The sequence below is a fragment of the Vibrio sp. SCSIO 43009 genome, assembly GCF_023716525.1.
Lineage (GTDB): Bacteria > Pseudomonadota > Gammaproteobacteria > Enterobacterales > Vibrionaceae > Vibrio > Vibrio alginolyticus.
This window is the reverse complement of sequence record NZ_CP071842.1, coordinates 2,284,842-2,300,837: the sequence shown is the minus strand read 5'-3', so window position 1 is coordinate 2,300,837 and position 15,996 is coordinate 2,284,842. Positions and strand designations below refer to the sequence as shown.

General features: G+C 43.4%; 12 protein-coding genes. 6 read left to right on the top strand and 6 right to left on the bottom strand.

Annotation, left to right across the window (positions count from 1 at the left end):
* Window positions 1-116: 116 nt before the first annotated feature.
* The 6 genes from J4N43_RS10655 to J4N43_RS10630 all read right to left on the bottom strand — a co-directional run bounded on the left by J4N43_RS10655 (window position 117) and on the right by J4N43_RS10630 (window position 7,784).
* The gene (locus J4N43_RS10655; protein WP_005378446.1) at window positions 117-617 is read right to left on the bottom strand and encodes a YfbU family protein; all 501 of its coding nucleotides are present in this window, start codon (window positions 615-617) and stop codon (window positions 117-119) included.
* Between the two features lie 136 nt (window positions 618-753).
* Window positions 754-1,419: an energy-coupling factor ABC transporter permease gene (locus J4N43_RS10650; protein ID WP_005378445.1), complete on the bottom strand. Its 666-nt coding sequence runs from the start codon at window positions 1,417-1,419 to the stop codon at window positions 754-756.
* A 154-nt stretch (window positions 1,420-1,573) separates the two neighbouring features.
* On the bottom strand, window positions 1,574-2,314 hold the full coding sequence (pflA, locus tag J4N43_RS10645; protein WP_005378444.1) for a pyruvate formate lyase 1-activating protein: 741 nt from the start codon (window positions 2,312-2,314) through the stop codon (window positions 1,574-1,576).
* A 211-nt stretch (window positions 2,315-2,525) separates the two neighbouring features.
* Window positions 2,526-3,503, bottom strand: a complete 978-nt coding sequence (locus tag J4N43_RS10640; RefSeq protein ID WP_053349435.1) for a lipid A deacylase LpxR family protein — start codon at window positions 3,501-3,503, stop codon at window positions 2,526-2,528.
* A gap of 153 nt (window positions 3,504-3,656) precedes the next feature.
* Complete coding sequence (pflB, locus tag J4N43_RS10635; protein WP_005378442.1) at window positions 3,657-5,933, bottom strand: formate C-acetyltransferase; 2,277 nt, start codon at window positions 5,931-5,933, stop codon at window positions 3,657-3,659.
* A 303-nt stretch (window positions 5,934-6,236) separates the two neighbouring features.
* A complete protein-coding gene (locus J4N43_RS10630; protein WP_005378441.1) occupies window positions 6,237-7,784 on the bottom strand; it encodes a DUF3360 family protein in 1,548 nt (515 codons plus the stop codon).
* A 454-nt stretch (window positions 7,785-8,238) separates the two neighbouring features.
* Here J4N43_RS10630 and J4N43_RS10625 point away from each other — a divergent pair, with 454 nt between their 5' ends.
* From J4N43_RS10625 to J4N43_RS10600, 6 genes are all read left to right on the top strand, one after another.
* Window positions 8,239-9,714 (top strand): hypothetical protein, encoded by a 1,476-nt coding sequence (locus tag J4N43_RS10625; RefSeq protein WP_017820023.1) that lies wholly within the window; start codon window positions 8,239-8,241, stop codon window positions 9,712-9,714.
* Between the two features lie 264 nt (window positions 9,715-9,978).
* Window positions 9,979-10,749: an ABC transporter ATP-binding protein gene (locus J4N43_RS10620; RefSeq protein ID WP_005378438.1), complete on the top strand. Its 771-nt coding sequence runs from the start codon at window positions 9,979-9,981 to the stop codon at window positions 10,747-10,749.
* A gap of 83 nt (window positions 10,750-10,832) precedes the next feature.
* Window positions 10,833-11,603 (top strand): L-arginine-binding protein AotJ, encoded by a 771-nt coding sequence (gene aotJ, locus J4N43_RS10615; RefSeq protein ID WP_005378437.1) that lies wholly within the window; start codon window positions 10,833-10,835, stop codon window positions 11,601-11,603.
* 81 nt (window positions 11,604-11,684) lie between these two features.
* On the top strand, window positions 11,685-12,425 hold the full coding sequence (locus tag J4N43_RS10610) for an ABC transporter permease (RefSeq protein WP_005378436.1): 741 nt from the start codon (window positions 11,685-11,687) through the stop codon (window positions 12,423-12,425).
* Between the two features lie 3 nt (window positions 12,426-12,428).
* Entirely contained in the window at window positions 12,429-13,106 is a 678-nt protein-coding gene (locus tag J4N43_RS10605; RefSeq protein ID WP_053349436.1) for an ABC transporter permease, read from the top strand.
* A 154-nt stretch (window positions 13,107-13,260) separates the two neighbouring features.
* The gene (locus tag J4N43_RS10600; RefSeq protein ID WP_158159609.1) at window positions 13,261-15,984 is read left to right on the top strand and encodes an ImpA family metalloprotease; all 2,724 of its coding nucleotides are present in this window, start codon (window positions 13,261-13,263) and stop codon (window positions 15,982-15,984) included.
* Window positions 15,985-15,996: the final 12 nt, after the last annotated feature.

The following is a 15,996-nucleotide window of genomic DNA, read 5'->3' as shown; positions in this document are numbered from 1 at the left end:
TTCTACATTGAGCAAGGCAAGTGAAAGAGGTAGGAAGAGAGCAAAGTCTTAGATAAGTTTGTGACAGGGTAAATAACAAGGAGAGCGGGCGCTCTCCTCATTCTTAGACGACCATTTTATGCGCTGAAGATTTGCGCTAGTTCGTTTTCACATAAATGATACTGACGAGGGCAGTTACGCCAAGTTTGCAGCATACGGCGGTATTTATCTAGCATCGGCATTTGGCTGTTAAAGTGATGATCTGCCTTGTCAAACTGAGGGTACAAACCTTCAGAATCGATGAGAAAACGTACGTAATGTACTTGTTGCGCTTCTGAAGCGATATCAAATCCCAAGAACTTCAAGCGACGTTGATCCACGTTGCTGCGATCTTCATCGTCTAGCATGTTGTAAGACTCTTGCATCGCATGATACATCTCCATAACGTCGATGATCTCACGACACTCTGCTTCTGAGAGGCAGCCGAAATCTTTGTTCAACTCTCGCATTTGTAGTTCATAACCACGTTCAACGATCGTTTGTAAGCGTTTGTATTTGGCCGCATTACTTGGATCAAGTTGAGACATAAGGTTGTATTGGTTTGATAGAATCAAACGTTGAGCGTTTGACATTTCCATGGTGACCTCACTAGATATCTAATACATTTTTAATGTGCTTAGGTTAACGCTTAAGACATGAGTGAAACATGATCTCAACACATATTTAATACTAAAAAATGGCAAGAACTGTCACTTTTGACCAGTTTGAAAACACTTATTTATGGTAATGATTGTATATGTAGTCTCGGTCTGAAAATACTCTCAGCCACTCTGGCTTGAATACGGTTAAAACCGCCAGTGCCATACCATTTAATAGACCTTCTGGAAAGGCGAGCAACGGCACAAAAACAAAGTAGTTATGTTGAATGGTTTCCCAATCGTAGTGACCAACTGATAGGTGATAAAAAGAGTTAATGATGAGGTGCAGACTTCCTGTTATCGCGCCATTGAAAAATCCAGCAACGAAGATGAAAACAAAAATGTTTCGTGGCAAGTAGTGGTAACTCAGAAGAAACACTAAGTAACTAATGAAAATCGGAATTAGGGCAGATAGAACTAACGACGTGGGTAAGAGTAGCAAGGACACATCATGTAGTAGGTGGTTGACCAGCATTGCAGGGATACTGAGTAGAAATGCCATACGCCAACCATACATCATCGTCAGCGTTGTTAGTGCAAGAAAATGAATCTGTAATCCTTCTTTTACACCTGCTTGAGCTGTCCATAAAATACTGAAAAAGAAGAGCGTTGCAAAAACGAGGTGCTGAAATCCTTTCTCTTTTTCCAGTTTGGGCCAAACGACTTTTTTCCAATCTGGTAGGCAGTAGACTACTACTATCCAAATTGAGACAACAAGAGAGCCTAAGTTAAACAAATCCATGTTACTTCCTTCCTATGCGAACATGACGCAATCATTTCTATCGTTCTTTTTCTACCTAAATGACCGCAGAGAAACTCACTGATAAGGCTTAGATATAATCAAAAAAATACCAGCAATAAGCTGGTATTTTAAAGAGGTTAGTCTTGCGGTTCACTTAGTATTTTACGTTATCGTTGTATTGAGCAAGAATGGATTGAATTTCATCCATGGTTTCTTTCGGTGGCGGGTTTACGCCTTCGAGTGGGTATTCTAAGCCTAACGCTTCCCACTTATGAGCCCCTAATTTGTGGTAAGGAAGTAACTCGACCTTTTCGATGTTATCCATGTCTTTAATAAATTCACCAAGCATGTGTGCTGCTTCTGGGTCATCTGTGTAACCAGGCACGACGACATAGCGAATCCATGTTTTCTTTCCGATTTTTTGTAAGTAACGAGCAAAGTCCAATGTGCGTCGGTTGGATACACCGATGAGATCTTGGTGCACTTCGTCTTTCATGTGTTTGATGTCAAGCATGACTAAGTCTGTTGCATCCAGTACTTCATCGATAACATCAGTGTGCTTACGAACATAACCGTTAGTATCTAGACATGTATGAATGCCTTCGGCTTTAGCAGCGCGGAAAAAATCACGTACGAATTCCGGTTGAAGCATCGCTTCGCCGCCAGAACAAGTAACGCCACCACCTGATGCATTCATGAAGTGGCGGTAACTTTTCGCTTCGGAAATGATTTCTTCAACCGTGACTTCTTTGCCATCATGCGTGTCCCAAGTATCGCGGTTATGGCAATACTTACACCGCATTAAACAACCTTGCAAGAAGACGATAAATCGAATACCAGGTCCGTCTACGGTACCACATGACTCAAATGAGTGAATACGACCAGCTGTTGACATCTTTTGCTCTCATTACTAGTAAATTCTAGCTGTTATTTTATTACAAAAAGCAGGGTTAAAACAGCTTTGTCGGTACTAAAGGCAAGGTTATTTGAAGAAAGAAAATAGATGGAGCCAATCTACATAAACGCTTGAACACGAGGTGGTTAATACCTACCCCGAGAACTTGCCGTGTATCTAGATTGACTTCGATGCTGGGATAATCCAGTTTTTAGAAAAAGGCGAACACGGAGAACGAGCCTGTCCCATAAACATCGGTTTGGGCTTCTTCATAATCCGGTGTTTTAATTGTAAAGGTGATGCTTGCACCGTAATTTTGGTTGTACCAAGATACTCCCGCGACGGCACTTGCTTGCCAATTTTGCAGTGTGATGTCGTATGGCGCTGACGGTTCAGGAATGCCAGGACGATCTCCTTCGATAGTCATGTCATTAAAGCGGTAACGACCTTCAAACCCGGTGAACAAGAACCAACTCGACGTGTTCTGAGCGATCATACTTGCTGAGAAAGGGCTTTCGACACTGATATTGGCTGCTCCGATGCTATTCGCTAGGTTTGTACCCCAACGAAACATGACGCCTTGAGAGACATCACTACGGAAGTTACCCGCATTGATGTCGTTAATGTTGGTGATCTCCCATTGTGTTTTTTGTTCTTCGCTGCGCATCAATTTGTTAAATACGCGGTAACCAAGGCTGAACGCCACTTTATCTTCAATCTGGTAATCCCAACCTTGAGGGTCCGTCGATCCTGTTATGCCGTGAACGATTTCTTGCGCCTTTTCTGATAGCGAACTTTCACCCGTAGTTCCTATGGTGAAATTGTACCGTACAGCTTTGTCACTCGTTAGGGAAAGGTAGTTGATTTCGGTGTGTAGGTAACCGGCATATGGGCGATCATTGATTAGTGGATAATCGGCTTCAATGTCGCTTGGAGTCCACATCTTGTGGCCAAGAACCAACTCTATTTTATCGATATTGGCGTGCTCTGAGTTAGCTAGACTCAGCCATTTCCATTGGCTTTCTTGTGTCAGTTGGTCTGTCGCGTAAGAAAGGAAAACACCATTCGTATAGTCTTGATCGACGCCAAAAATACCATCGTTGTCGATGGTAAAAGAAACCGTAGACTTAGTGGATGCTATTGCAACTGGAGAAAGAAGGGTAAGAATAATTAATTTACTAAATCTCATAGACTTTATTTGCTAACTTTTTTCGCATCATACGTAAGAATGCGGGCAAAAGTCTTTCGCGATATCACAACTTTCATTCAAGAAATAAAAAAAGGCTGATGCTACTTAGCATCAGCCTTTGTTGTATTACTAGAACGTTATTTCGCTATAGTCTTATAGAGACTCAGTGAATGTACGCGCGATTACGTCAGCTTGTTGCTCTGCAGTTAGAGAGTTGAAGCGAACAGCGTAACCAGATACACGGATTGTTAGCTGAGGGTATTTCTCTGGGTGCTTAACTGCGTCTTCTAGAGTTTCACGGTTAAGAACGTTCACGTTTAGGTGTTGACCACCTTCGATACCCGCTTCGTGGTGGAAGTAACCATCCATAAGGCCAGCAAGGTTAGCGCGTTGTGAACCCTCATCTTTACCTAGTGCGTTAGGTACGATAGAGAATGTGTAAGAGATACCATCTTGTGCGTCAGCAAACGGCAGTTTAGCAACTGAAGTTAGTGATGCTACAGCACCTTTCTCGTCACGACCGTGCATTGGGTTTGCACCTGGAGCAAATGGAGCACCAGCACGACGACCGTCAGGCGTGTTACCAGTTTTCTTACCGTAAACCACGTTTGAAGTGATAGTAAGAATTGACTGAGTAGGGATTGCATCACGGTAAGTCTTAAGCTTACGGATTTTGCCCATAAATACAGAAACAAGTTCACATGCAATATCATCAACGCGTGGATCGTTGTTACCGAATTTAGGGTAATCGCCTTCGATTTCGAAGTCGATTGCTAGACCGTCTTCGTCACGAATTGGCTTAACTTTTGCGTATTTAATTGCAGATAGTGAGTCAGCTGCAACAGATAGACCAGCAATACCACAAGCCATAGTACGTTTAACGTCACGGTCGTGTAGAGCCATTAGCGCCGCTTCGTAGCTGTACTTATCGTGCATGAAGTGGATAGCGTTTAGTGCAGTCACATATTGTTTCGCTAGCCAATCCATGAAGTGGTCCATTTTCTCCCACAGTTCATCGTAGTTAAGAACATCGCCTTCGATCTTAGGCATTTGCGGGCCAACTTGGATTTTTAGCTTCTCATCCACACCACCGTTGATGGTGTAAAGCATTGTTTTCGCAAGGTTCGCACGAGCACCGAAGAACTGCATTTGCTTACCAACAACCATTGGAGATACACAACATGCGATCGCGTAGTCGTCGGAGTTCATGTCTGGACGCATTAAGTCGTCATTTTCGTACTGAATAGAAGAAGTATCGATAGATACTTTCGCACAGAACTTCTTGAAGCCTTCAGGTAGTTGCTCAGACCAAAGAACAGTGATGTTTGGCTCTGGAGAAGGACCCATAGTGTATAGTGAGTTTAGGAAACGGAAGTTTGTACGAGTAACTAGCGTACGACCGTCAAGACCCATACCACCCATAGACTCAGTTGCCCAGATAGGGTCGCCAGAGAATAGATCATCGTACTCAGGAGTACGTAGGAAACGAACCATACGTAGTTTCATTACGAAGTGGTCGATCATTTCCTGAGCTTGTTCTTCAGTTAGCTTACCAGCCGCGATATCACGTTCGATGAAGATGTCTAGGAATGTAGAAGTACGACCTAGAGACATAGCCGCACCGTTTTGAGATTTAACAGCAGCTAGGTAACCGAAGTAAGTCCACTGAATAGCTTCTTGCGCAGTTTCAGCAGGACGAGAAATATCACAACCGTATTTTGCAGCCATTTCTTTGATTTGACCTAGAGCACGGTGTTGCTCTGCGATCTCTTCACGAAGCTGCATTGTCATTTGTAGGTCTTCGCCGTTCTCAAAACGCTCTTGTAGAGAAGAGAACTGCGCGAATTTATCCTTCATTAGGAAGTCAATACCGTATAGAGCAACACGACGGTAGTCACCGATGATACGACCACGACCGTATGCATCTGGAAGACCAGTCAGTACGCCAGATTTACGACACGCCATGATTTGAGGAGTGTAGATATCGAAAACGCCTTGGTTGTGAGTTTTACGGTATTCTGTGTAGATTTTTTTAACTTGTGGGTCTAGCTCGCGGTCGTAGGCTTTGCATGAACCTTCAACCATGCGGATACCACCGTTAGGGATGATCGCACGTTTTAGAGGAGCGTCAGTTTGAAGACCTACGATAGTTTCTAGGTCTTTTTCGATGTAGCCTGCATCGTGAGCAGTGATGGTAGAGATAACTGAAGTATCAAAATCAACAGGAGCGTGAGTCGCGTTCTCTTGTTTGATGCCTTCCATTACCTTAGCCCAAAGCTTGTTAGTCGCTTCAGTACCTTCAGAAACTAGGAAAGATTCGTCGCCTTCGTACGGAGTGTAGTTCTTCTGAATGAAATCACGAACGTTTACTTCGTTTTGCCAGTCGCCTGCAGCAAAACCTTCCCAAGCTTTAGCAAATTGCTCTGCCATGACATACCTACCTTTTTAGTAGAAAAAAATACGTACTGCTTCGCCGTTGAGCCAGCTATCCCCAGATAAAAGAGGGGAACAGTACACTCTTATGAATAACAATATTTATAGTCTTAAATTTACGTATTCGATTTACAAAACTATAAATATTGTCACTAGTTTTAACGTTTCTCTTTTTAAGCAACAGTTAGAGGTTAAACTAAAATTTTTTTGCAAACCTTAAACTAAATCAATAAATCCTCAAAAATCTCGATAAAAATGGGGTAGCGACGAGCGCTACCCACAAATTTCTGGACTGCTAGCTTATAGCCAAGCTTGGATGCCATACTGGCCTTCAAGCATACCAACTGCAAGCATAGCAACTAAACAGATAACAAGTACGCTTACTGGGATCACAATCTTGTCTACAAATGATAGGCGAGACGCGCGCTCTTTATCTCCAATTAAACCGTTGTTATCTAAAAGCATAGTTAGTGCCCAAGCTAGAACTGGATTAACAACGGCAGAACCAAAGATACAAATGCCTGCTGCTTGTGAGTCTTTCGAGTCCTTCACCATCTGCATGCCAGCTTCAAGCAGTGGTAGAGATACACCAACGAGAAGAGCAACGCGCATAACTGGAGGCCATACTGCAACGTCCATAGGAAAACCAAGGATTGCAACAATAATACATAGAGAGCCTAGTAAGATGGCACCAGCAGGAATAGGGCGTTTCGCGATTGCAGCAGGGATCATGTAAGTCCCCCAAGATGATGTGATGTTACCACCACCCACTGCAGTACCGACCATTTGGCGAACGGAACACATTGTCATTGTGTCATCAACGTCCATCAGCACTTTCTCACTCTTACGTGGGTAGTTCATCTCTTGGAAGATACGGTGACCCAAGAAGTCAGGTGACCACATTGCTACCGCAAGAATGGCGAATGGTAGAGAAGCGATGAAGTGTTCCATATTAGGAAGACCAAGCATCCAACCTTCTTCTGTTGAACCCCACCAGTAGATTGGATTTAGGTTTGGAAGGCCTGTCTCGGTTACGAATTTAATATCGAAGCCTGCGCCAAGAGCAAGTGCGATTGCAAGCCCAGTGAAGGCACAAACAGGGATCGCTAGCCAGCGTTTGTTCACTTTAGCAAGGAACGCGTATAAGCCAATGGTAACCGCAAGAACAATTAGACCGATGTAACCCATGCTACCAGCGGCAACCGTATCGGATTGCAAACCAACAGCCCAAGCTTGAATAGAGTTAATTTGGCTCATGGTTCCGGTTAAACCTAAGAAAATAAGAAGGCCACCAGCCGTACCTTCAGAGGTGAGGTTAACCAGTTTTGACCCACCTTTTAAGAGGCTCAAAATCAAACCAAACACACCAATGAGAATTGCTAATGCAAGAGGGTGAGCACCAGCAAGAGCGATGGTACCAATAAGAGGGATCATTGGGCCGTGGTTGCCTGCTAGGTTGGCTTTAGGGTTAATAAAACCAGAGGCAAGTACACAGAAAAGAAGTGCAGGGATGAGCATTTCTACACGCGCAACTTCGATAGCAAAGTCCTTGCCTAAGTTTACGTGGTCCCATGCTGCAGTAAGACCTTCAGCCCAAGACATCATTACCGCAGAGTACATTGCGATAATACCGATAGTACCAGCAAGTGCTGGAACAAGGTCTTCAAGCTCAAAGCGGAAGTCACGACCTGGCAAGTTCAAGCCAAAACGACGTGGCTTCATAATTTGTAGTTCGTGGTCTAGGTAGTCTGAACGGCTTGCGAACTCAGATGCTGGACGATGAAGCTCACGGTAGCTCTTGGTCTCGATATCTGAATCAGAGTGCGTTTTGTTAACTGCGTCTGACATAGATTCCTCATATATTTAAAAGTTATGAATTCTTCATTCAATTGTGTTAATCCGCATCCTGCGGCACGCTTATGCTAGCTATTGTTAGATTTGTTACACGTCGACACTGTGCCTAAGCATAGCTAATAACTTATTGTGTTGAGGCACAAAAAAAAGCCTCATCTTTTGGCAGGAGTCTAGCAAGATAGCCATTTAGGGTGATTGATTTAGATCACTTTAAGAATGGTTGTGAAATAAAACTACAGAAAGTTTCTGGCATGCGAATGAGATGCGGAGATCTTGTGTAATTTCATTACACAAGTTGCATAAAATTAGAACTTTTTGTCCTTTTGCACGAGATGCAGATTAAATGTCAATATTCACGATGATTATATAAAGCTGGCTTTATTCTTGCTTTGGACAGAGCAAAGACAATTTTTTGGCTAATCATTGCCGCTCAGTTTAGGAAAAAGACATGAAACAGCTTAAAGTACTGCCACTAGTGGCAATCATCTCAGGGTTAATGGTCGGTTGCGGCGGCGGTGGCGGCGGTGGCGGTGGTGCAGCGCCGAAAACTGCGTTTACTTTTGATTTTGCTATACCAGCAACAATGACTGAAAGTGAAGCAACTACGAAAGGTTGTACTGTATATGACCACAAAACTGAGCTGAACGGCGATAAAACGGTTTTAACCTATAGTGCAGCGTCAAAAGAGCAAGTGACCAACTATGTTATCGGTTACTACTCTGATGCCGATGGCAAAAGATCCGGAGACATTATCAAACCTACCACTGATAACTTTAAGTTTTATCTTGAAGATATCCCTGACGGTGGCTTTGTAACGTTTCAAGCAATAGAATTTAACGGCAAAGAAGCTCGCGTAAACACGTTTTCAAAAGAGTTCTTGCAAGATAAGAAACTACGTAATGCTACTTTTGCACTAAACCGAGACTCTTTGAACAAATGCTTTACTGGCGGTAACTTAGCAAGCAATAAGTTTACTAACTTAGATTACCGAAACGCTGAATCAGGTGGCGGAGATTACAACTTTGTCTCGCAAACCGATATTTTCACGTCTCCGAACCCTGATATGTTGCCTACTGATGAACTGATGGGGCTTAAAGGTGAACCAACGGCATTGTTTCAGTATGAATCAGGTTCAAGCGACAAAGCGCTTTACCAATATGGTATTGGTTCGTGGGGAACTGGTGAGATAGCCTTAGTTAGAGCGGATAATACGTCAAACATTTATTCGTCTTCTGACTATACTTACGACTCGCTCAACATTGGCTTTGTTACTAACGGCTTTGCATATGACGCGTTGAAGCTGGATAAAACGGCCGTTGAATATAATCGCCCTAGTGCAACGAATAAAGAAACTTGGGTATACATGGCGTTCTCAGAGAATCAAGTTAATGGTTGGGAGTCTCTACTTAACGAAACGATCTCTGACGGATGGGATATTGACGTTGATCCGAGTGCTTACTTAAATATTGATAACCTGCCGAACACAAAACCAAGTGTATCAACGCAAGGAAGTGCAGAGTCCGTGATTGATCTGGACATGGGCTTAACATCGTCTACTGAAGGCTTTACTCGTGTCGCTTACTTTGCAACTTCAGGCGACTACAGAGTCACACATCGCATTTTCACAACAAGTGATAGTGATTCTGTTGTTGTTCCAGAATTGCATTACTACAACTTCCCAACATCGGCCGTTAACGGTTTGAAAGTTTCAGCTTCGGACGATTTTAATCGCACTGCTTTGGTAGTGAATGAAGATAGTAATATTGATTCTAAAGTTTTCATGAGCTTCTTTTCCAATGGTGAAGCGTCAGAGCCTGAACTAGATGAAGACCTAGATGGCATCATTACTTCTGAAAAAGAAGGCTTAGAAAATGAAGTGACATTACGTACTTCAAACTCGTTGGTAGTCAGTCGTTTTAATTAATTCATTGCGACCTCGAATAGGTTTCAATTAACACTTTTGTAAATTTATTAAGCCCCTTTGAAAGGGGCTTTTTTATATTTAATATTCAACTTTTGAAGAATATGTTGCTATATATTGCATATTAATTTGTCTATCGTATCTTTCTATTCGAATTATTTAGGTTAATAATTTGTTGCAAGTTTCAAGGGGCGGTGCTAATTTGTTCCGAATTAGAGAGGGCGGAGTCCCTTAATTGCAGTGACAAAAACACAGGGAGTAGGGCGCATGAATGATGTACCAGCGCTAGATATAAAAGACCTGCACAAAACATTTGGACAAAATGAAGTTTTAAAAGGCATTTCACTTGCCGCGCACAAAGGAGATGTTATCTCCATTATTGGCTCTTCCGGCTCAGGTAAGAGTACCTTTCTCAGATGTATCAACTTGCTAGAAACGCCTACCGCGGGCGAAATTTGGGTAAATGGTGAATTAATCCAAATGAAGAACAACAGAGCAGGTGAATCTGTTCCTGCTAATGAAAAGCAAGTCCAACGTATTCGCTCACGCCTGGCAATGGTTTTCCAAGGTTTCAACCTCTGGTCTCACCTAACCGTACTAGAAAACGTGATTGAGGCGCCTGTTCATGTCTTAGGCGTGCCAAAAGCTCAAGCGATTGAAAATGCAGAAGTCTTGCTTAAGAAAGTAGGCTTGTATGAGCGTAAAGATTATTACCCTGGGCACTTATCTGGCGGCCAGCAGCAACGTGCAGCTATTGCCCGTGCGCTAGCAGTTGACCCAGAGGTGATGTTGTTTGACGAGCCAACTTCTGCGCTTGACCCAGAACTTGTAGGAGAAGTTCTGGGGGTAATGAGAGATTTGGCAGATGAAGGGCGAACTATGCTGGTGGTCACGCACGAAATGGCGTTTGCGCGTGACGTATCAAACCATGTGATGTTTTTACATCAAGGCTTAGTGGAAGAACAGGGAAATCCAGCTAAGCTATTTACAAACCCGGATTCAGAACGATTACAGCAGTTTATCTCATCCATTTACTAATATTTGTTAGGCGGCAGACTATTGCCTCCTAAGCCAACACAACAAACAAAACGAAATAAAATAGCAATCACAGGAGTATGGAAATGAAAAAGTGGTTATTAGCAGCAACGATTGCTGCAACGGCAGTATCAGGTGTTGCCCAAGCGAAAGAATGGAAAACAGTTCGCTTTGGTATCGAAGGTGCTTACCCTCCGTTTAGCTGGACAGAAACTGATGGCTCAATAAAAGGCTTTGACGTAGACATGGCAAATGCACTCTGTGAAGAGATGCAAGTGAAGTGCAAAATCGTCGCTCAAGATTGGGATGGTATTATTCCTTCTCTGCTTGCACGTAAGTACGATGCCATCATCGCAGCAATGTCTATTACTGAAGAGCGCAAGAAAAAAGTCGATTTCACTGGCAAGTACGCACAAATTCCAAATAAATTTATCGCGAAGAAAGGTGCTGGTCTAGATTTTGATAATCTTAAAGATGTCAAAATTGGCGTGCAACGTGCGACGACACATGACAAGTACTTAACTGACAACTACGGCGATGATGTTGAAATTGTGCGTTATGGCTCTTTTGATGAAGCGTATCTTGATCTAGAAAATGGTCGAATTGCTGCCGTTTTAGGTGATGCGTCTGCTCTAGAAGAGGGTGTGATCAACAAAGCCGGTGGCGAAGCTTATGAGTTTGTTGGACCATCGTTAACCGATCCAAAATGGTTTGGCGAAGGTATGGGTATCGCTGTTCGTAAACAAGACAAAGATCTGACGAAGAAACTAGACGCAGCAATTATTTCACTACGTGAGAAAGGTGTTTACCAAGAAATTGCTGGTAAATACTTTAACTACGATGTGTACGGTGAATAAACCGTAATTAAGCGACCGTTGGCTTGTTCCTAGAAGTAGTCAACGGTCGATTTTTTGAGTTTAGGGATTAGGAACTCACCTATGCTAGATTTACAAGGATACGAAGCTTCGATTTTGAAAGGAGCTTTAGTAACAATAGAAGTTGCAGTGCTTTCACTCATTCTCGCCATGGTCTTAGGCATGCTTGGCGCACTAGCTAAGTTAGCGCCTTACAAATGGGCAAGGGCGATTGCCACTCTTTACACCACCGTCATTCGCGGCATTCCAGATTTGGTTCTGATGATGCTAATTTTCTTTGGTGGACAAATACTTTTAAATAACAGCCTTTACTCCATCAACGAAACGCTCAACGAGTGGTTTGCCTCGAGTGATCCAAACCATGAATGGACGTCTTACTTACCTGATTATATTGATGTCAGCCCATTTATAGCTGGTGTACTCACGATTGGTTTTATCTTTGGCGCCTACATGGCGGAGACTTTTCGTGGAGCGATCATGGCGGTGGACAAGGGTGAATTAGAAGCGGCGAAAGCTTATGGGATGAGTTCTGCTTTATCGTTTAGAAGAATCTTACTTCCTCAGATGATTCGTCATGCATTACCTGGATTTGGTAATAACTGGTTAGTGTTACTTAAGACCACAGCGTTAGTTTCCATTATTGGTCTGGATGACATGGTGAGAATGAGCTCATTGGCAGCAGGTACAACGAAAATGCCGTTCACCTTTTACATGGCTGTCGCGCTCATCTTTCTATTTTTTACCAGCGTTTCGACCGGGCTACTCAAGCTTGTTGAGCGTAAGTTCAGTATTCATGCGAGGTAAGTTATGGACTTTTCTTTGATTATTGAAAGCTTTCCAACTTATCTTCAGGGACTTTGGACAACAGTTTGGTTAGTGGGATTAGCGTTGGTTATTGGCTTGTTTGTCTCTATCCCATTAGCCGTGGCACGCAATAGTACCAATTACGCTCTAAGCTTACCTTCTTGGGGATTCATTTACTTTTTCCGTGGAACGCCGCTATTGGTTCAGCTGTATTTGATTTACTACGGCATGGATCAGTTTTTCCCTGTGAAAGATACCTTGTGGGAGAACGCTTGGTTCTGTGCTTTGGTCGCTTTTATTCTGAATACATCGGCTTACACCGCAGAAATTATTCGTGGTGCGATTAATGGTTTGCCGAAAGGTGAGGTGGAAGCTGCGAAAGCCTATGGCATGAGTAAGTTTATGACATACAGACGTATTATCTTGCCGAGTGCATTGCGTCGAGCATTACCAGCTTATTCCAACGAGGTCATATTTATGCTGCACGGAAGTGCAGTCGCGGGCATCGTTACCATCATGGATTTAACTGGTGCTGCGCGTCTAGTTAACTCGCGCTACTATGCACCATTTGAGTCTTTCCTGACGGCGGGGCTGTTCTACATGGCACTGACGTTTATGATCTTGTGGTGTTTCAAAGTGGCAGAGAAGCGTTTCTTAGCTTATCTGCGTCCTTTAAGCTAATTATCAATAGAGGCAATAGCATCGGAGTGGGTGCTATTGCTTTTGATAATTTTGTTATCTTCATTCCTATTTTTTCAGTCGATGTAAAAGACTCTTTCTTATTATTCATCAACTTACATTAACATTCGGTAAACTCATTGTTTAGTAAGTAAAAATGAAAAAAACAATTCTATCGTTGGGCATTGCCGCCTTAGCCACAGGATGTGGTGGGGGAGAGGGAGAATCACAACCTAATGCTCAAGTAAAACCAACGCCAGCTCCAGTTCAACAAGCTCTTGAAACTGGTAATGCACTGCTCGTTTCTGACCCGAGCGATTTCATTCGAGAAAGTCGTCAGGTTGTAGAAGCTCACAAGATGCAGTCGAATACGATCAAATCTGCAATTGCGAAAAACCTTTCAGGTCTTTATTGGGATCCAACCCATGATGCCGCGATCTTGGCACCTCAGTATGGCTTCAACGACACCATCTTGATGACCAATAAGGCCATGGCAAGCGGTTACAAAGATCAAGCTCTGTCAATTGGCGTTGCCGGGGAAAAGTCTAATGGTCAACGTTACGCACTATTAGGTAGTAACCCATTTAGAACGGCACAACGTTTTCCCGACTCTTCCAACGCAGCGATGACGCAATGGTTAAGTAACCTGGTCACTTGGTTGTCGGGCGGAGTTACTTCAAACGTCGTCATCGCGCAAATGGATCAGTCTTATTACTTTCCGGATGAGCAAGCGACTCGGAATTGGCTGAAAGACAATGTTTCACAAGAGCTGGCGTTTAACGAGGCCAACCTATGCGATGGTTCGAAGCTACTTAGCTGCTTGCAAACCAATACTCCAAACTTATTGATCTTGTCACAGCATCTGCAATCTGGAGATACCAACAAACCAGTACTCGAAGCTTTGGAATACGCTGAGCAAGCCCAAATTCCTGTTCTATACCTGCATTGGGATGGAGGACTAACTTATCTTGGCCAAGACATTTTGGAAAAATTCCATGTTGATTATGTGGGAGATAACTATTGGCGTAAGTTAGGCTTGGTCGACTGGGAACCTTCATCGTTGATGAACGTTGTGCCGGACTCTGTCATCACACAACAAGCGCTGTTGTCTCGTTTTGAATCTCAAAATTTCAACGTTGACTTGTCAAAGTGTGATGACAAATCTTGTCCTGACACTGCGAATATGGACAGTCAATTTTATGTAGGGGCAAACAGCATTCGCCATTGGTTGCAAAAGCTTGATGAACAAAAAGTAGATTTGTTTAATCAAAACGGCTACCAATACGAAAAACTCATGGTATTGCTGGCTGATCATTATCGTCAAACGGTTGTCTTCCCGATGGACAAACAATCAACCCAAACGACCGAATTCCTAAAGTCGTACTTTGCCGATTACGTGCAATACAACAGCCGAAGCGTAAACCCAAAACAACCAAATATGGGGAACTTCAGCCGTAGTGAGTTTAGCCCTGACATAAAGAGAATCAGTGCAACGATTAATATGGAATCAAAGCGTAACTTCCGTTCGGCTGGTGTGTATGCGCTTCCTGGGGAAACCTTTACGGTTAAACGTAATGACAGCAATGATGTGGCGACTAAGATTGTCATCAACACTTTAAGAAATGGTGCAACTCATGAGTTCAGCAAAGATGGATACACGCGACCAAAACTGCTGACTTCATTCGGCTATGAAGTGAAGCCGGGTGAAACCATCACGCTGACTTCTCCTTATGGTGGTCCAGTACAGGTTCACTTTGACAAAAATGATGTTCCGGTTGAACTGAAATTTAATCATGTGGCACAGCATCCAGTTTGGAGAAGTGAGAAGGACAACGACGCTTTTATTCAACAGTTAGAAGCCAATTTATTCGATTGGGCTGAGCTGATCACTCCTGGGTTTGAAGTACACTCAAAGCGCGACAAAATGTTGGAGTCGGTCAACGATGAAATGTGGTCTACCCCTTCGGAAATGGCGCTTGCAACAGAAGAATATGTTCACAACTACCCGCATGTGCTGGCAGGTTTCCAAGGGCCGGGCATAGATGAAGTGCCTGAAATTATTCAATACGCCCAAAACCAAGGTTGGGAAATCGCCAATATTGATATAGTGAAGCACATGAACGCCGACCAAGCGACGTGTGGTTATGGTTGTTCGGGTAACCCTTACGATGCTTATTGGTCATTCAGCCCACTCGGTCACGGTGATTTACATGAGCTTGGCCATGGTTTAGAAAAAGGTCGATTCCGATTTTCAGGCTGGGAAGGGCATTCAACGACCAATTACTACTCGTATTATAGTAAGTCTCGTTTCTTCCAGAATACGGGGAAAGTTTCAACTTGCCAAAGCTTGGATTTCAAAGGCCAGTTTGAATTATTGCAAGCTAGTCGAACTCAAGCGGATCCAAACGCATACATGGCTGCGCAAAATCAAATCAGTTGGAGTTGGGGCGCTCGTGTTTACATTCAAATGATGATGGCGGCGCAGCATGAAGGTGTGCTTAAAAATGGTTGGCATTTATTGGCGCGCTTGCACCTGATTGAACGTGAGTTTAACCGCTTAAAATCGGACGATGCGCTTTGGGATGAGAGACGATTGAGTATTGGTTTCGCCAACTACTCTCGGGAAGAAGCAAATAGCATCTCAAACAACGACTGGTTGCTTATTGCTCTGAGCTACATCTCTCAGCGAGACATGACGAGCTATTTAGATATGTGGGGCTTCTCGTTCACAGAAAAAGCGAAACAGCAGGTTATGGCGCTGAATCTACCGCCGATGCCGCTCACTTACTTTGCAAGCAGCAATACCGGCTACTGTCTGAACGAATTTGCTCAAACACCGATAACTATTGATGGTCAAACGGTTTGGCCGCTGAATCAGTGATTAAATAGTAAT